Origin of the sequence: Streptomyces sp. NPDC090083, from assembly GCF_044747445.1 — a bacterium.
GTDB lineage: Bacteria > Actinomycetota > Actinomycetes > Streptomycetales > Streptomycetaceae > Streptomyces.
In genome coordinates this window covers 24,735-41,428 of record NZ_JBIVED010000014.1, presented here as the reverse complement: position 1 = coordinate 41,428, position 16,694 = coordinate 24,735, and the positions used below count along the sequence as shown (strand labels likewise).

Sequence of the window (16,694 nt, the reverse complement as noted above, 5' to 3'; positions counted from 1 at the left end):
AAAGGCGGTGGGGTGGACAGTGCACGACCGGAAGAGCGACGAGCCCGGGGCTACGTCCGGCAGGCGGGCGCGCGGTGAGCTGGAGAGCGGTGTCCTCGCCGCCCTCTACGGCGCCGACGGACCGCAGACCGCGCGCCAGGTGAAGGACCGACTGCCCGGAGACCTCGCCTACACCACCGTGCTGACGATCCTGTCGCGCCTCCACGACAAGGGGATGCTCGTCCGGCACCGCGCGGGCCGCGGCTACGCGTACGCGCCCGCGCGCGACGAGGCGACGCACACCGCGGAGCGGATGCGTTCGCTGCTGGAGCACGGCAGCGACCGCGAGGCGGTGCTCACCCGTTTCGTCTCCGAACTCTCCGAGCAGGACGAGCAGGTGCTGCAACGACTGCTGTCCGGACCCGACGGGCGGCAGCACACCGGCCGCGCCGACGAGGGGCGGTGATCCTGTGCTGATCAGCGTGTACGTCCCCCTCCTGATCACCATGGTGCTCGCGGTGTTCGCTCCCCGCGCCGCCCGCCGGCTGGCCCCGCGCCCGGCCGCCTGGTCGCTGGCCGCCGCCGCCCTGGTGGCGTCGTCGGGCTGGCTGGGCTCCCTGGCACTGCTGGCGTTCGCCGGGCTGGTGCAGATCCCCGAGGTCGCCGAGGAGGGCCGCTGGTCGGTGGCGGCGGTGCGCGCCTCCGACCCGGTCCACCTCGCGGTCTCCGGGCTCGCCGCACTCGCCCTCCTCGCCTCCCTCACGGGCCTCACGGTCGCCGCCGTACGCCAGCTGCGGCATCTGCGCTGGGCCCGTCGCGAGTGCAGACTCCTGCCCGGTGACACGGAGTTGGCGGTCCTGGACATGGCGGCGCCCGAGGCGTTCGCACTGCCGGGGTCGCCCGGGCGGATCGTGGTGTCGCGCGGCATGCTGCGCTGCCTCGACGACCGCGAGCGCGAGGCCCTGCTCGCCCACGAGCGGGCCCACCTGCGCGGGCGCCACCATCTCTTCCAGACCCTCTGGCGCCTCTCCGCCGCCGCGAATCCCCTGCTGCGACCGCTGTCCGGCGCGGGCGGCTTCGTCCTGGAGCGCTGGGCCGACGAGGAGGCCGCGGTACGCGTCGGCGATCGGACGGTCGTCGCGCACGCCGTGGGCCGGGCGGCGCTCGCCGGGTCGGCGAACCGGTCCCGCCCGGTGCTGGCCGCGACCGGCGGGGCGGTACCGCAGCGGGTCCGGGCACTGCTCGCCCCTCCTCCCCCACGCCGGGCCCTGCCGCTGGTCGCGGGCGCCGCGCTCCTCGTCGTGTGCTGCGCGAGCCTGGCCGACGCGGCGACCGACAGCGAGCAGATGATCGAGACGGCCCAGCGGGCGGCCGGGGTGACGGAGCAGGCGACCGTCGCACCGGCGCACCACGGACCCTGCCCCGACCGCGAGGACAGGGACGAGCCCGTCCGGTTCAGGTGACCACCGCCTGCTTCGCCATCCCCGCCCCCGCACCGCCTCCCACCCCGGAACAGCGCCGATCACAGGGTCCGCCCGCCGCGCGCCCGTGCTATCGTCGGCCCACTCATCGACAGGAATCCTGTTGATCGAACCCGGCGATCGGACGGGATCACCCGTCGCGCGCACTCCACCCATGGAGCGGTATGTCTGTTCTGGCCCGGCCCGCGGTGGCCGCACTCGCCGCCAAGTCCCTGCAGCGCCTCTCCGTGCTGGCCGACCGGCGCCCGAGCGGGCGCGGTTCCGCCGCCGCCTCGCATCAACGGTTTCCCGAACACCCGCGCCGGACGCGGGAGTTGACCATCCCGAGCAGCATCGCCCCGGCGCGGGCGACGGTGTACCTGCCGGCCGGTGAGGGTCCGCCGCCCCCGGTGCACGTGAACTTCCACGGCGGCGGCTACGTCGTACCGCTGACCGAACTGGACGACCCGCTCTGCCGGTTCCTCGCGGCGGAGGCGGGCGTCGTGGTCGTCAACGTGGACTACGTCGTCGCGCCGCAGCATCCCTTCCCCGCGCCGCCCCGGCAGGCCTTCGAGGTGGTCCGGTGGATCGCGGAGCACGACGCGGAGCAGGGCTGGGACGGCGGCCGGCTCACCGTGGGCGGGCAGAGCGCCGGGGGCGGGCTCGCGGCGGCGGTGGCACGGCAGGCGCTGGAGGAGGGCGGTCCCTCCCTCGCGCTCCAGGTGCTGCACTATCCGCCGCTCGACCTCGTGACCAGCGCGAAGGACAAGCACGCGGCCATCGCCAAGCCGATGCTGCGGCCCTGGATGGCGGAGGTCTTCGACACGTCGTACGTCCCGGATCCGAAAGTGCGCTCCGACCGGCTCGTGTCGCCCGCTCATCCCTCGGACACCGCGAACCTGAAGGGCATCGCTCCGGCGCTGGTCGTCACGGCGGAGTACGACCTGCTCAAGGCGGAGGGTGTGCGCTACGCCGACCGGTTGCGGACGGCCGGGTCACTCGTCGAGCACGTCGACGTGGCCGGAGCCGACCACGGGTACGACGGCACGGACGACGAACGGGCCCGCCTGACCTACGCCCTGATCGCCCGTCAGCTGCGTGAGGCCGTCGGCGGGGCCTGAACTCCCCGCACGGACACCGCACTTCGCCGACCGCCTCCCTCGGACGGTCGGCGAAGTGCCGCTGGGTCACGCGGTCGGCACGGGTACCTGCTCCGGCAGCGTGAGGCCGAACTTCTCCGCCGCCTCGGTCAGTTCGCGCCAGACCTTCGGCGCGACGGGGATGCCCTCCGCACCCCGGCTCTCGGCGACCGCCGCGCTGCGCTCGCCGGGGTAGAAGACTCCCTCGGCACCGTCGGCCGGGGGCAGTCGCTTGAGCGTGGCCAGTGTGGCGTCGACCGCCTCGGTGAACGCGGCCGGGTCGCCGAAGGCCGCCGGGTCGAGGGCGATCAGAAGGGCGTTCTGACGGTGCGCGCGGCCCCGCGGATCGTCCGAGTGGAACGCGGCGAAGATCGGCGCGCCGACCAGCACGCTGGTGAGGAGTTCGAACGCGAGGGACATCCCGGACCCCTTGGCGCCGCCCAACGGCAGGGGCATGACGGCGAGTTCGGGATCGGTGGTCGGGGTGCCGTCCGCGGTGGCGGCGGCCCCCTCGGGCAGCGGGGTGCCGCTCGCCTTCGCCTGGCGGATCTTTCCGAGGGCGATGGTGGCGGTGGCCATGTCGAGCAGCAGCGGGGCGTGCGCCTCCGCTGGTACGGCGATGGCGAGGGGGCTGGTCGCCACGGCGGCGCCCTTGACGCCCGCGTAGGCCATGTTGGGCATTCCGGCGACGTAGCCGATGCCGACGAGTCCCTGCTCGGCGATCTTCGACACGTAGTAGCCGATGGCGCCGGTGTGCACGGTGCGGCGGACGCCGACCGCGGCGACTCCGCTGATCCGGGCCCTGGTCACCGCCTCGTCGGCGGCGGCGCTGAGGGCTACGGGGCCGGGCGCGCGGTCGGCGTCCAGGACGGCGGCGGCCGGGGCGGTCGACTCGACCGTGAGGACGGCGTCGGCGTTGGCCACGCCCTTGGCCAGCAGGTCCAGGTAGGCGGGGACGCGGGCGATGCCGTGCGAGTCGACGCCGCGCAGCGCGGCCCACACGAACACGTCGGCGGTGGTGCGCGCCTGCCCTGCGCGCAGACCGCCCTTCTCCAGGAGCGCGGCGGAGAAGGCGCGCAGCTCGTCGGCGGCGACAAGGACCTTGCCCGGCTTGGGCGTTGCGGTGTCGGACATGGTGGCGGGTGCCTTCCTGGTTCAGCGGGTGACGAGGACGTCGACGACGGCGGTGGTGCCCTCCGCCACCGCCTTGAGCGCCCGCTCCAGCGCGGGGGCGAGGGCCTCGGGGGCGTCGACGGTCTCGGTGTGCATCCCGAACGGCTCGGCGAACGCGGCGAGTCGGGGCAGCCGGCGCAGATCGGTGCCGAGCCACTCACCGGTGTCGGCGGCGGCGCCCTCGGGGTAGAAGCGGCGGTGGTTGAGATTCATCGACTTGTAGACACGGTTGTTGAACACCACGATCAGCAGCGGGAGTTCGTAGGCCTTGGACGCGTCGTACGACGGGATGACCGGGTTGTAGGTGAAGGCGCCGTCGCCGATGGTGAGGACCACCGGGCGTTCCCGTGCGGCGAGTTTGACGCCGAGGGCGACCGCGATGCCCTGGCCGAGACCGCCCTGGACGTAGAAGTACGCGTCGGGGTCGGTGGTTCGGACGTGGCGCCTGACGACGCGGCTGTGGGTGATGGTCTCGTCGACGACGATCGCGTCCGTGCCGTCGAGCAGTCTGCGCAGGGTCGCGGCGACCAGGACCGGGTCGACGCCCCCGGCGCCCTCGGCCGCGCTCCCGGCCAGGGTCTCGGCCCGGGTGATCGCCGTCCGCTCGGCCGTGCGGCGGGCCTCCTGCGCGGCCCCGCGCGCCGCCACGGCCGTCTCGTCGAGGTCCTTCGCCCGCTTGGCGAGCTGGCGCAGGGTGTTGGCGACGTTCCCTTCCAGGTACCGGTCGGCGAACAGCACTTGGTAGACGACATGCGGGCGCTGCGGCACCTCGTCGATGACGACGACCGTCGCCCGGGAGGGGCGGCGCGACGGCGGGTAGAAGGGGGCACGGCAGTTGACGAGGAGGATGAGGTCCGCCTCGTCCATCCAGGGCCCGATGTCGCTGCCGGCGTGCAGCGGGTGGGTGCGCGGGAAGTTGCCGCACACCGCGGAGTCGGGCTCGACGACCGGGATGTGCCACGCCTCGGCGAAGGCGACGAGTGCCTCGAAGCCGCCCGCCTCACGCCCGGCCGTCTCGGTGACGATGACCGGGTTCCTCGCCTCGCGGAGCAACTGGGCCACGGGGTCGACCTCGTCGGGCGAGCTGTGTGTGGAGCCGGGCCGGACGATCGGCTTGGCCTCGCGCCCGTCCCAGTCCTCCAGGAGGATCTCCAGCGGGACGTTGAGGTAGGCCGGTCCGGCGGGAACGCGCCAGGCGAGTTCCGCCGCCCGCGTCACCATCATGGGAAGGGTGTGGACGCTGGCGGCCTCGGTGGACCACTTGGTGAAGGGCTGCGCGATCTGGTGCGGGCCGCCGACGACGGACAGGTTGCGGTACCACTGGCCGCCCGGGTCCTGGCCGGGCCCGTCGCCGTACGTGGTCGACTCCGAGGAGCCGACCACCATCGGGACGCCCGCGAGGAGCGCCCCGTGCACGGCCATCGAGCCCTGGAGGAGACCGGGGGCCGCGTGCAGCAGGACGCCCTGCGGCCGGCGTTCGATCAGTCCGTAGCCGGTGGCCATGCCGACGGCGACGGTCTCGTGGGTCAGGTCCAGGTACCGCGGGCAGGGCAGTCCGTCGCGGTGGCGGCGGGCGAGGGACTCCCAGACGGGAGCCCACTCGGAGCCCGACGAGCAGAAGATGTAGTCGGCGCCGACGGCGTTGAAGGCGGTGACGAGGGCGTCGCCGCCGTCGGCGCCAGGGGTGCGGGTGGTGTCGGTCATCTCTCGCCCGTCCTCAGCCCTCGATCGGCCAGTTCAGGACCTCGGAGATACCGCGGCCCATGATCCATTCAAGCTCCTCGGGCGTGAAGTCCCAGTGCTTGGTGAACTGCTCGATCGTGTCGGTGTAGGTGATGCCGTGCCCGAGCAGGCGGGTGATGTCGGTGCCGTAGAAGCAGCGCTGCGGGCCCATCCTGTCGACCATCTCGCGCACGTACTTCTGGATGTTGTTGTTCGGGAACGGCTGCGTGGAGTAGCCGGGGAGCGCCGAGACCTTGACGTAGATGTTCGGGTGGGCGGCGAGGTCGGCGGTCTCCGAGACCCAGTAGCCGATCGCGTCGTCGACGCAGCGGGCCATGATGCCCATGTGGTCGATGATGATCCTCAGCTCGGGGTGCTTGGCGGCGATCTCGCCCAACTCCCGCTTCCAGATGGGCGCGTGGACCATCGTCGGGATGCGCAGCTCCTCGGCGACCGGCCAGTACCAGTCGTTGGTGCCGTCGATCATCCAGTTGCGGTCCTGCGGCCGGTGGAAGGTGAGGCGCGTGCCCTTCACATGCGGGTTCTGCGCGAAGTCCGCGAGCATCGCCCTGCCCTCCTCGGGCTTGTTCTGCGGGATGCGCGCCATGATCCCGAAGCGGTCGGGGTGCGCCTCGCAGGCCTCCAGGGCGTAGTCGATCCTGTCGCCCTCCCAGGACGGCGGCAGGATCAGCGCCCGGTTGACGCCGGCCTCGTCCATCAGCTCCAGCGCCTCCTCGTAGGAGAAGGCCTCCTCGCGGTGTCCGTTGAGGCGGATGCGCTCGCGCGCTCCGGGGACCCAGGGGCGGTCCGGGGTCTCTTCCTTCCAGATGTGGATCTGCGTGTCGACGACGAACATGGCCGCAACTCTTTCTCTCGAAGGTCTTTACGGAGGGAACGCTAGGCGGGCGACGCGGCCTTGCAGAGCCCTGGGCGCGCAAGCAGTAGTTGCGCGGAACACCCCTCTGCGCATGGCATTCTCAGCGTGCGGACGGGGTGTCGAAGACGGCGCCGACGATGTGCTCCGCGATCGCCATGGAGGCCGTGGCGGCGGGCGAGGGCGCGTTGCGGACGGCGGTGATCCGGCCGACCCGGTGGATGCGGAAGTCGTCCACGAGGGTGCCGTCGGGGTCCAGTGCCTGAGCGCGGACGCCCGCCCCGCCGCGCACCACGTCGGAGACGCCGACTCCGGGGACGTAGAGCCTCGCGTCCTTCATGAAGGCCGTCGCGGACAGGGAGCCGCGGTATTCCTTGATGCCGGTGCGCCAGTGCCGGGCGGCCATCCTCCAGGTGCCGGGGTAGGCGGCGAGTCCGGCGAGGTCCTTCACGGAGAGGCGGCCGAGCGTGTAGCCCTCGCGCGCGAGGGCGAGGACGGCGTTCGGGCCGACCTCGACGGTGCCGTCGACGCGTGGGGTGAAGTGCACGCCGAGGAAGGGGTAACGAGGGTCGGGCACCGGGTAGACGAGCCCGCGGACCAGGTGGGTGCGGTCCGGTCTGAGGAGCATGTACTCGCCCCGGAACGGGATGATCCTCGGTTCCCGCCTGTCCTGCGCCAACTGGGCGACGGTGTCCGAGTGGAGACCCGCGCAGAGGATCAACCGGTCGACACGGACGCGTTGCCGGCCCGAGGCGACCTCGATGCCGCCCGGCACCTTGGTGAGGGAGGTGACCGGGAAACCGAGCCTGACCTCGCCGCCGGACGCCTCGATGTCCTTCGCGAACTCCCGGGCGACGGCCGGGTAGTCGGTGATCGCGGTGCGCGGCGAGTGCAGGGCCGCGATGCCGCCCACGTGGGGTTCCAGCTCCTTGATCTCCTCCTTGGAGATCCTGCGGAGTTCGGGCACGTGGTTGTTCCGGGCCCGCTCGTAGAGGTTCTCCATCCGCCCCAGTTCGTCCTCGCGCACGGCCACGACGAGCTTGCCGATCTCGTCGTACGGCAGCCCGCGGTCCTGGCAGTACTCGCGCAGCATCGACACGCCTCGGACGCACAGGTCGGCCTTGAGGCTGCCGGGGGCGTAGTAGATGCCGGCGTGCACGACACCGGAGTTGTGGCCCGTCTGGTGGACGGCGACCTCGTGTTCCTTCTCCAGGACCAGGACCCGGGTGCCGGGGCGGCGCAGGGCGATCTCCCGGGCGGTGGCGAGTCCCACGATGCCGGCGCCCACGATGCCGATCGTCTCGTCGGCCATCGGTGGCCTCCTCTCTGTCGTACCGATGTGTTCAGGCACCGAAGTGCACGGCGACGGTCTTCACGCGGGTGGAGAAGCGCAGGACCTCGTCGCCCTGCTCCTTGTAGCCCGTCCCGGAGTCGTGGAAGCCGCCGAAGGGCAGGTGGACGTCCCAGCCGGGGGTGGTGGTGTTGACCGCGATCTGACCGCACTCGGCGTCGTCGGCGAAGCGGTGGGCGGCGGCCAGGTCGCGGGTGAACACCGCTGCCGCGAGGCCGAACGGGGAGTCGTTGACCGCGTCGAGGGCCTGCTCGAAGTCGTCGACGGCGCGGACGGCGAGGACCGGGCCGAAGACCTCCTCGCGCCAGATCGCCGTCTCGGCGGTGACGTCGGCGAGGACGGTCGGCTGGACGAAGCAGCCGTGTTCCCGCTCGCCCTCGGTGTCGGCGTGGCCGCCGGTGAGGACGGTCGCCCCCTGCTCGACGGCCCCGGCGAGACGGGCGAGGACGCTGTCGCGCTGCTTGGGGCTGGAGAGCGGGCACAGGGTGGTCGCCGGGTCGCTGCCCGGGCCCGCCTTCAGTGCCTCGGCCTCGGCGACCAGGAGCCGGGTGAACTCGTCGTACACCGGGCGCTCGACGATCACCCGGCTGGTGGCGGTGCAGCGCTGTCCGGCCTGGCCGAACGAGGCCGCCACGACGGTCCTCGCGGCGAACGGCAGATCGGCGTCCTTGAGGACCACGGAGGCGTTCTTGCCGCCCAGTTCGCCCTGGAAGCGGACGTTGCGGTCGGCGAGGCGGCGGCGGATGCGGGCTCCGACCTCGTTCGAGCCGGTGAAGGTGACGGCGGCGATGCGCGGGTCGTCGAGGAGCGCCTCCTCGATCTCGGCGGTACGGCCGGTCACCACGTTCAGGACTCCGGCGGGCAGGCCCGCGTCGTGCAGGGCGCGGGCGAAGTGCAGGCCCGACAGCGGTGTCTCGGTGGCCGGCTTGAACACGGCCGCGTTGCCGGTGGCGAGCAGCGGGGCGAGCTTGCGGGCCGGGGTGATCAGCGGGTCGTTCCAGGGGCTGATCACGAGGATCACGCCGATCGGCTCGCGCTGGGTGTGCACGCGGGTGTCGGGGCGGGCGTCGTGCAGGAGGGTGCCGTAGCCCTGGCGGGCCAGGCCCGCGTAGTAGTCGAGGAAGTCGGCGGCCTTGAGGGTCTCGCCTCGGGCCTCGGCGCCGGTCTTGCCGTTCTCGGCGGTGACGTCGGCGGCGATCTCGTCGACCCGCTGGCGGATCAGCCGGGCCGCCTCGGTGAAGATCCGGGCGCGCTCGAAGGGGCTGGTGCGCTTCCATACCGCGAAGCCGCGCTCGGCGTGGTCGTAGGCGCGGGTGACGTCCTTGGCGGCGAGGGCGGGGATGCGCGCGAGGGGGGTGCGGACGTCGGCGGGGTCGTGCACCTCGATCCACTCGCCGGTCGCCACCCACTCGCCACCGGAGAGGGTTTCCAGGCTTCGCATGAAGATCACTTCCTTCGTCCGCCGCGGCAGGGGTCCGCGGTCTGCACAGTCGTCGGCCGCGGTGGGCCGGATGCGACAACACACCATGTGGGGGCGGCGCCACAAGCCCCACGGCGGCAGGCATTGCTTGCGTCGTGCGCGGGTCGGCGAAGGGTTGTTCCGTGCTGGAATCGGCTGGCCGGAGGCCGTTGACGCCATGCCGCCGGGAGCCCAGGACCACCGAGGAGAGACACGACATGGCCTACGCCGTCATCGCCCGCTACTTCTGCGAACCCGCCGACGAGGCCACGGTGCGTGCCGCGTTGCTGAAGGTGCGCGAGCACACCCGCGCCGAGCCGGCGAACCTGGCGTACGAGGTGCATGCCGAGGCGGATGTGCCGGGCGCTTTCGTGCTGTACGAGCAGTACGCCGACCGGGCCGGTTTCGACGCGCACAAGGCGGCCGAGTACTTCGGCGAGCTGATCGTGGACACCGTCCGGCCTCTGCTGACCGACCGGAAGGTGACGTTCGCCGAGGTGCTGTGAGGGAGCCCCGCCGGGAAGCACGGGGACGCGCTTCCCGGCCCTGCTGTCAGAACTCGTTGCCCCACACGTACCGTGCGACGGTCTCCACCAACTCGATCTTCCGGCGTTGCTGTTCGGTGCTGAGCAGCGGCCGGGCCGCCACGTCGGCGAAGCCCCGGGACGGTGCTACGGCGCCGTCCTCCAGGTCCTTGAACTCGCCCACCGCGTCGAGCCTGGCCATCACCGTGTCGATGTCCTCCAGCCCGGGCACGGTCGCGTCGACGACGCCGAGGCAGAAGTCACGGTCCTCGGGGAGGGCCTTGACCAGGGCGAGTTCGGCCGGGGTGCCCTGGTCGAACGGGAGGATCCAGCGGTCGGCGGCGATCTCGCCGTAGAGCCGCTCGGCGCGGGCCCCGTCGATCGCTGCGGGGGCGACCGGACCGGGGGCGAGGCCGATACGGACGCCTTCGGGGCGGTCGTCCAGGCGGACCGCCAGGGCGTCGACCGCGAGGGCGTCCGTGAAGGAGAGGGCGCCCGGGTCGGCCGGGTCGGTGTCCAACTGGCCCAGCAGCAGCGGGTTGTTGAGCTGGATCAGGCGGACACCCCGGGCGACCAGCAGCTGTATCTCGGCGGCGAGGATCTCGGCCAGCGCCTCCCCCAACTCCCGCGCGGAGGACGGGCCGTGGCCCGGCCGGAAGGTGGTGGCGGCGAGGTACGCGGGTGAGGGCAGCGATGCCTTCGGGGCGATCACCGTCAGTTCGGTGAGCCGGGCCGTCCAGTCGGCGAGGAGCGGGCCGCCCGCCTTGGGGAGGGACTCCGCGACCCAGCGGGTGAGGCCGTCGGCGTCCGTCTCGTCCGTGCGCCGGAACCCTGACACTCCGTCAAGGACCGCGCTGCGGAAGTCCTCCCGGGGGAAGTCGCCGTCGGTGACGACGGTGGAGCGGAGCTTGCGCTGGAAGACGACCGCGTCCTTGACCGCCTGGAGCTCCGCCTCCTTCAGGGCCTCGGGGTCGCCTGCCGCGCGGGCCGCCGTCAGTTCGGCGGGGCGGACCAGGCTGCCGTGGTGGTCGATGCGGTAGTTGAACGTGTCCGCCATGGGTCAGGCGTCCTTTCCGGACGGGGACGGGGCCGGGGCCGGGTTGCCCGTGACACCCCAGGCGGCGAACTCCAGTTCGTAGCCGAGCGAGGCGAGGGCCTCCTCGGCGATCCTCTGGTCCTCGTCGGCGGTGCCGCCCGCGATGCCGAGGCCGCCGATGATCTCGCCGTCCTTCTTGATGGTGAGGCTGCCTTCCGTGGCCATGATCGGCATGGCGGCGCCCGGGAGCTGGGACAGCTGGGAGAAGAAGACGGGCTGGCTCTCCTGCCACTTCTTCAGCATGGTGCCGGGGCGCTGCATGATCGCGGCCGTGTATGCCTTGGCGCGGGCGATGTCCGGGGTGAGCGGACGGGCGCCGTCCGGGCGACGGATGGCCACCGGGAAGCCGCCCGCGTCCACGACGGCGACGCTGACCGCCTTGCCGATCGACCGGGCGCGCTGGTGGGCGGCGTCGATGATCTTCTCGGCGGCGTCCAGGGTGAGGCTGCTCATGCTGCTTCCTTCGGTGTGGTGAGGGTGCGGCGCAGACGGGCGACGGCGGCGTTGTACTCGGCGGGCGTCTCCCAGTACATGGAGTGCGGGGCGTCCGGGACGATCTCCAGGCGGGAGCCGGGCAGCAGTTCATGGGCGCGGGTGACGGTCTTGACGCTGAGCACCGCGTCCTTCTCGCCGGCGAGGAACGCGACCTTCACACCCGAGTCCCGGATGTCGTCCAGGGAGGGGCCGTCGGTGTCGAGGTTGCGCAGGTCCTGCATGCGGGCGACGTTGAACGTGCCCATCTGCTGGAAGAGGAAGGTGAGGTCGGGCCGCTCCCGCTGGAACCGCTTCGTCAGCAGGCGGTCGATGACCGGCAGCCGGACGGCCTCGGCGCGGTCGGCGGCGGCGAGTTCCGTCAGCTCGGGGTGGCTGATGCCGCCCAGCGAGTGGCCGAGCACGACGGAGCCGACCCGCTCGGGGCGGAGCAGTCCGGCGCGCAGTGCGGCGACGGAGCCGATGGACTGGCCGACCAGCATGGCGTCGGTCAGGTCCTCCTGGTCGAGGACGGCGACGACGTCACCGGGGAAGTCCTGGCCGTCGAACTCGGGCGTCGACGCGTTCGGTGGAAGGGGTGCGGCGGACTTGCCGAAGCCGCGCAGGTCCACCGTGACGACCGTGAACTCCTCGCGCAGTGCGGCCACTTGCTGCCACCAGGCGGCGTGGTGGCCGCCGCTGCCGTGCACGAACAGGATGGCCGGACCGCTGCCGTGGCGTTCGTAGTAGATGGCGGTGCCGTCGGAGTCGGCGAAGGGCATGGTGTTGAACTCCTGTGCGCGGGTGGCTAGTTGGGGCGGCGGCCGTGGAAGACGAGTTCGATCATGGTGTGGTCGGGGTCGTGGATGTAGCAGAACTTCGACTGGTTCTCGGGGCGCTCGATCGGCCGGGTGTGCCGGATGCCCAGCTCCTTGAGGTGGGCGAGGAAGTCGTCCCAGTCGTCGACCTCGACGGCGAAGTGATAGGGCGCCATGCGCTCCATCTCCTCGACGGGCGTGAAGTGGAGGTCGAAGTTGCCGCGGGTCATCAGCACCACGCGGGTGTTGGACTTGGGCATGATGCGCTTCATCCCGAAGACCTTCGTGTACCACTCGGCGGTCCGGTCGGGGTCGGTGGTGGGGAAGTTGACGTGGTGGATGTAGCGGGGTGCGCTGCTCATGACGGATTCCCTTCGCTGTGTACGGGGTTGGACAGGACGCCGATGCCGCTGATCTCGATGTCCACGGTGTCCCCTGGTTCGAGTTGGCAGGTCGACTCGGCGCCCATCCACAGCACGTCCCCCGGGTGCATGGTGAGGTGCCTGGTGAGTTCGACGATGTGGTCGAAGGGGTCGAAGACCATGTCGCCGGTGGCGAACGAGGCGCGGACCGCTCCGTTCACCCGGAGGGTCGTGGTCTGCGCGAGGGCGTCGACGTCGGTCTCGATCCAGGGGCCCATCGGCTTGAACGTGTCGCTGTTCTTGCTGCGCCAGAACGAGCGGTCCTGGTGCTGCCAGGTGCGGGCGCTCACGTCGTTGCCGATGGTCCAGCCGAAGACCGACGCGCGGGCCTCGTCGTAGCTGGCGTGCCGGAGGGTGCGGCCGATCACGGCGACGAGTTCCGGCTCGGCCTCGAACCGGCCCTCGACCGCGGCGGGTTTGACGATGGGTGAACGGTGGCCGGTGAGCGCGTTGTTGGCCCGGTAGCCGGCCTCGGGCCGGGCCGGTGTCTCGGCGCGGGCGTGCGCGATGTGCCGGGGGTAGTTCATGCCGACCGCGTAGAACACGGGCGGTACGACGACGGGCAGCCAACGGGCGTCCGCGAGCGGCACGTTGCCCAGGACCGTGGGGTCGCCGTCGATCGGGGACCCGGTCAGCAGCTCGATGTCCTCCTCCCCCACGCGGCCCCACACCGCCCGGCCGCCGACCGCGACGCGCGTGTACCTCATGGCGGTTCAGCCCGCCAGCAGGTGGGAGACGCGCTTGGTGACCAGGTAGGCGTCGAGTGCCTCCGGGCCGCCCTCCCTGCCGTAGCCGCTCTCCTTGACGCCGCCGGAGGGTGCTTCGGCGACGGAGCCGCCGCAGTGGTTGAGGGAGAGGATGCCGGCCTCCAGCGTGTCCGAGAGCTTCTCGGCGGTGGCGGCGGACTCCGTGAAGCCGTAGGCGGCGAGGCCGTACGGGAGGGAGTTGGCGACGGCGAGGGTCTCGTCGAGGTCGGTGAACGGGACGATCGGGGCGAGTGGGCCGAAGGGTTCCTCGTGCAGCAGCCGCGCGTCCGCCGGTACGTCGGTGAGGACGGTCGGGGCGTAGAAGTAGCCGTCGCGGTCCAGGCGTCGGCCGCCGGTGCGCACGGTGGCGCCGCGTTCCACGGCGTCGGCGACGAGGGTCTCCATCGCGTGCAGGCGGCGCTCGTTGGCCAGCGGGCCCATGGTGGTGCCGGCGTCGAGGCCGTCCCCTACGGTGACGTCCTGGGCGGCCCGCACGAACTCGGCGGTGAACTCCTCGGCGATGCTCGCGTGGACGAAGAAGCGGCTCGGGGAGGTGCAGACCTGGCCCGCGTTGAAGAACTTCGCCCGCGCGGACGCGCGGGCGGCCTTCACCGGGTCGGCGTCCGCGCACACGACGACCGGGGCGTGGCCGCCGAGTTCCATGAGGGTGGGCTTCATGACCTCGCCCGCGCGGGCGGCGAGCAGCTTGCCGACCGGGACGGAGCCGGTGAAGGCGACCAGGCGGATCTTCGGCGAGGGGATCAAGTGGGCGGAGACCTCGGCCGGTTCACCGAAGACCAGGTTGAGGACACCGGCGGGAAGTCCCGCGTCGGCGTAGCAGGCGACCAGCGCGGCGGCGGTGCCCGGTGTCTCCTCGGAGGCCTTGATGACGATCGAGCAGCCCGCGGACAAGGCGGAGGAGAGCTTGCGGTTGGGGCCGCCGACGGGGAAGTTCCAGGGCACGAACGCGGCGACGGGGCCGACCGGTTCACGGCGGACGGTGAGGACGGTGCCGGGGGCGGACGGGATGATCCGGCCGTAGGCGCGGCGGGCGTCCTCGATGTGCCAGCGCAGGGTGTCGGCGGTGCGCAGGGCCTCGGTGGCGCCCTCGCGGAGCGGTTTGCCCTGCTCCAGGGCCATGATCCGGCCGATCTCGGGGGCGCGTTCGGTGATGAGGTCGGCGGCCGTGTGCAGGATCGCGGAGCGCCGCGCGACCGGGGTGGCGCGCCAGGCGCGGAAGCCCTCGTCGGCCGCGTCGAGGGCGCGGTCGAGGTCGGCGGTGGTGGCGAGGGGTACGTCGCCGATCACCTTCTCGGTGGCCGGGTTCACGATCGGGGCGGTCCGTCCGGTGCCGCCCTGGCACCACTCGCCCGCGATGTACATGCGGACGGCGGGGTAGCCGTGGTCGGAGGTCATGAGTGGGTGCCCTCTCAGGCTGGGGAGGAGAGTCAGGTGGCGGGGGCGTCCTGGTCGCGGTGGGAGCGCAGCGCCCAGATGTGGTGGGGCGGGGTGGTCTCGTGGACGCGGGTCTCGTAGGTGTCGTCGACGCGGTCCATGTCCGCCGCGTACTCGACGCGGCCTCCGCAGGGGGCGTGCAGGAACCGGAAGACGTTCGAGCCGACGGTGTGGCGGCCGAGCCTGCGGGCCTCCCGCCAGCCGCGCTCGATCATGTGGTTGCCGCCCTCGACGACGTCGTCGAAGCCGGGGACCTCGTAGGCGATGTGGTTGATGCCGGCGCGGTCGGGGCGGTGGCACAGCAGCATGGTGTGCTGGTCGTCGTCGCCCGGTGCCTGCATGAAGACGCCCATGGGTTCGACGATGTCGGTGGGCCGGAAGCCGAGCCGGTCGGTGTAGAAGGCGACGGCTTCCTCGCGGCCTTCCTTCACGATGTTCAGCGCGACATGGCACATCCGGAGCGGGTGGGCCCGGGTGAGCGGTCGCAGCGGGGAGTTCCAGCGGTGGACGCTGCCGAGCGCGTTGGCGGGGCGCGGGGTGACGTCGGCGCGCTTCGGGCGGGCCAGGGTGAGGCCGACGCCGAAGCCGCTCTCGTCGACGGTGCGGAAGACGCCGTCGGCGCTCTCGTGGACCGTGCGGTCGCGGCCCAGTCCGTCGACGAGCCGGGCGAGTTCGGCGGGAGTGTCGACGCCCCAGACGATCTCGCGGACGGTGGGTCCGGCCTCCAGCGGCGGTGGCAAGAGGGGGCCGGGCGCGGTGTCCAGATGCAGGGTCTGTCCGGTGAGGGTCTCGAAGACCGCGTGCTCGTCGGTCCGCTCCAGCAGGAACAGTCCGAAGTCGTCGAAGAAACGGACGCATTCGGCTACGTCGTCGATCCCGTAGGTGACGGATTCGATTCTCTGGATTCCCATGGATGCCTCGTTTCGCGGGTCGCCCGGCGAGCCTAGATTTCGGGGCGTGGAGGCCTCAATGGTCCGGGCTCGTCGGAATGCGCAATCGTTTCTTGCGGCCGTGGCCTGATCCGTCGGAGAGTTCTCAGGACCGGATGGCCGGAATGGGATTCTGCGCGAACCACGCGGAGAGGAAGTCGAGGAACACACTGACCTTGCGCGGGGTCGCCTGGCCCGGGCCGTAGATCGCGAACAGCGGGCGGTCGGGGACCGCGAGTTCGGGGAGCAGCACTTTGAGGGCGCCGCTCATCAGGTCGTCGTAGGCCGGGCGTTGGGGCAGCAGGGCGATGCCTCGGCCGTGGACGGCGGCCTTCTGGAGCGCGAGGTACGAGTTCGAGGAGAACGCCACGTTGCGGATCTTGTGCAGGGTGGAGGCGTGGCCGTGGCCGATCCGCCAGACCGGGTCGTTGACGTGGACCAGGCAGTCGTGGTGGGCGAGGCCGTTGGGTTCGGTGAGCGGGCCGCCGCGCTCCAGGTACGTCCCGGAGGCGCACAGCACGAAGGGCAGTGAGGCGATCTTCTTGAGGCGGACGCTGGAGTCGCGCAGGTCGCGGGTGTGGAAGGCGACGTCGAAGCCGCTGTCCAGGAAGTCGTACGTACGGTCCGACATGCCGCCGAGTTCGAAGCGGACGTGGATCTTGGGGTGGGCCGCGGAGAAGGCGGCGATGGCGTCCCCGAGGTCCAGGCTGCCTATCCACTTGGGGCAGATGATGCTGAGGGTGCCCTCGGCGCGGTCGTGGAGGTGCGAGATGACGGCGTCCTCGGCCTCGATCTCGTCGAGGATGCGGGCCGCGAACTCGGCGTATTTCAGGCCCGGTTCGGTGAGGCTGACCGAGCGGGCGGTGCGGTTGACCAGGCGGACGCCGACCTGCCGCTCCAGTTCGGCGACGTGGCGCGAGACGAGCGAGCCCGACGAGCCCAGCTTCTTGGCGGCGCCGCTGAAGCTCCCGGCCTGTGCGACGGTGACGAAGCTGTGCATGAGGAGCAGTCGGTCCATGATTCCTCCGGAGGCCCACGGGTGCCAGGGGTGGGCCCCGGCGGCGGTGCCGGTCGTA

General features: G+C 71.9%; 17 protein-coding genes. 4 read left to right on the top strand and 13 right to left on the bottom strand.

Annotated features, from left to right (window positions below):
- Positions 1-19 precede the first annotated feature (19 nt).
- The 3 genes from ACIPTO_RS36210 to ACIPTO_RS36200 all read left to right on the top strand — a co-directional run bounded on the left by ACIPTO_RS36210 (position 20) and on the right by ACIPTO_RS36200 (position 2,560).
- The gene (locus ACIPTO_RS36210; protein ID WP_366315721.1) at positions 20-445 is read left to right on the top strand and encodes a BlaI/MecI/CopY family transcriptional regulator; all 426 of its coding nucleotides are present in this window, start codon (positions 20-22) and stop codon (positions 443-445) included.
- A gap of 4 nt (positions 446-449) precedes the next feature.
- Complete coding sequence (locus ACIPTO_RS36205) at positions 450-1,442, top strand: M56 family metallopeptidase (RefSeq protein WP_401199153.1); 993 nt, start codon at positions 450-452, stop codon at positions 1,440-1,442.
- A gap of 182 nt (positions 1,443-1,624) precedes the next feature.
- Positions 1,625-2,560, top strand: a complete 936-nt coding sequence (locus ACIPTO_RS36200) for an alpha/beta hydrolase fold domain-containing protein (protein WP_401199151.1) — start codon at positions 1,625-1,627, stop codon at positions 2,558-2,560.
- A 66-nt stretch (positions 2,561-2,626) separates the two neighbouring features.
- Here the strand turns inward: ACIPTO_RS36200 and ACIPTO_RS36195 are convergent, their stop codons facing one another.
- The 5 genes from ACIPTO_RS36195 to ACIPTO_RS36175 form a co-directional block, all read right to left on the bottom strand.
- Positions 2,627-3,712 carry an Ldh family oxidoreductase gene (locus ACIPTO_RS36195; RefSeq protein WP_401199149.1) on the bottom strand — a complete coding sequence of 362 codons (1,086 nt, stop codon included), beginning with the start codon at positions 3,710-3,712 and terminating at the stop codon, positions 2,627-2,629.
- A 21-nt stretch (positions 3,713-3,733) separates the two neighbouring features.
- Positions 3,734-5,455 carry a thiamine pyrophosphate-dependent enzyme gene (locus tag ACIPTO_RS36190; protein WP_401199147.1) on the bottom strand — a complete coding sequence of 574 codons (1,722 nt, stop codon included), beginning with the start codon at positions 5,453-5,455 and terminating at the stop codon, positions 3,734-3,736.
- Positions 5,456-5,468: 13 nt separating this feature from the next.
- Positions 5,469-6,329 (bottom strand): amidohydrolase family protein, encoded by an 861-nt coding sequence (locus tag ACIPTO_RS36185; protein ID WP_366315732.1) that lies wholly within the window; start codon positions 6,327-6,329, stop codon positions 5,469-5,471.
- Positions 6,330-6,450: 121 nt separating this feature from the next.
- Positions 6,451-7,659, bottom strand: a complete 1,209-nt coding sequence (gene lhgO, locus ACIPTO_RS36180; RefSeq protein ID WP_401199145.1) for an L-2-hydroxyglutarate oxidase — start codon at positions 7,657-7,659, stop codon at positions 6,451-6,453.
- A gap of 31 nt (positions 7,660-7,690) precedes the next feature.
- A complete protein-coding gene (locus tag ACIPTO_RS36175) occupies positions 7,691-9,139 on the bottom strand; it encodes an aldehyde dehydrogenase family protein (RefSeq protein WP_401199143.1) in 1,449 nt (482 codons plus the stop codon).
- A 236-nt stretch (positions 9,140-9,375) separates the two neighbouring features.
- Here ACIPTO_RS36175 and ACIPTO_RS36170 point away from each other — a divergent pair, with 236 nt between their 5' ends.
- Positions 9,376-9,663 carry a putative quinol monooxygenase gene (locus ACIPTO_RS36170; protein WP_401199141.1) on the top strand — a complete coding sequence of 96 codons (288 nt, stop codon included), beginning with the start codon at positions 9,376-9,378 and terminating at the stop codon, positions 9,661-9,663.
- A 46-nt stretch (positions 9,664-9,709) separates the two neighbouring features.
- On the opposite strand, the gene ACIPTO_RS36165 is transcribed toward ACIPTO_RS36170, so the two are convergent.
- The 8 genes from ACIPTO_RS36165 to ACIPTO_RS36130 form a co-directional block, all read right to left on the bottom strand.
- Positions 9,710-10,738 (bottom strand): methionine synthase II (cobalamin-independent)-like protein, encoded by a 1,029-nt coding sequence (locus ACIPTO_RS36165; protein ID WP_401199139.1) that lies wholly within the window; start codon positions 10,736-10,738, stop codon positions 9,710-9,712.
- A 3-nt stretch (positions 10,739-10,741) separates the two neighbouring features.
- Entirely contained in the window at positions 10,742-11,230 is a 489-nt protein-coding gene (locus tag ACIPTO_RS36160) for a heme-binding protein (RefSeq protein WP_401199137.1), read from the bottom strand.
- Complete coding sequence (locus ACIPTO_RS36155) at positions 11,227-12,030, bottom strand: alpha/beta fold hydrolase (protein ID WP_401199135.1); 804 nt, start codon at positions 12,028-12,030, stop codon at positions 11,227-11,229. The genes ACIPTO_RS36160 and ACIPTO_RS36155 overlap by 4 nt, the downstream gene beginning before the upstream one ends.
- 26 nt (positions 12,031-12,056) lie before the next feature.
- Positions 12,057-12,428 carry a VOC family protein gene (locus ACIPTO_RS36150; protein WP_019056998.1) on the bottom strand — a complete coding sequence of 124 codons (372 nt, stop codon included), beginning with the start codon at positions 12,426-12,428 and terminating at the stop codon, positions 12,057-12,059.
- Positions 12,425-13,195 carry a fumarylacetoacetate hydrolase family protein gene (locus tag ACIPTO_RS36145; RefSeq protein WP_401199133.1) on the bottom strand — a complete coding sequence of 257 codons (771 nt, stop codon included), beginning with the start codon at positions 13,193-13,195 and terminating at the stop codon, positions 12,425-12,427. Before ACIPTO_RS36145 ends, ACIPTO_RS36150 begins: the two co-directional genes overlap by 4 nt.
- 6 nt (positions 13,196-13,201) lie before the next feature.
- Positions 13,202-14,650 carry an NAD-dependent succinate-semialdehyde dehydrogenase gene (locus tag ACIPTO_RS36140; protein WP_401199131.1) on the bottom strand — a complete coding sequence of 483 codons (1,449 nt, stop codon included), beginning with the start codon at positions 14,648-14,650 and terminating at the stop codon, positions 13,202-13,204.
- Positions 14,651-14,682: 32 nt separating this feature from the next.
- The gene (locus ACIPTO_RS36135) at positions 14,683-15,600 is read right to left on the bottom strand and encodes a VOC family protein (protein ID WP_401199129.1); all 918 of its coding nucleotides are present in this window, start codon (positions 15,598-15,600) and stop codon (positions 14,683-14,685) included.
- A 124-nt stretch (positions 15,601-15,724) separates the two neighbouring features.
- Positions 15,725-16,636, bottom strand: coding sequence for a LysR family transcriptional regulator (locus ACIPTO_RS36130; protein ID WP_366315753.1), 912 nt, complete (start codon positions 16,634-16,636; stop codon positions 15,725-15,727).
- Positions 16,637-16,694: the final 58 nt, after the last annotated feature.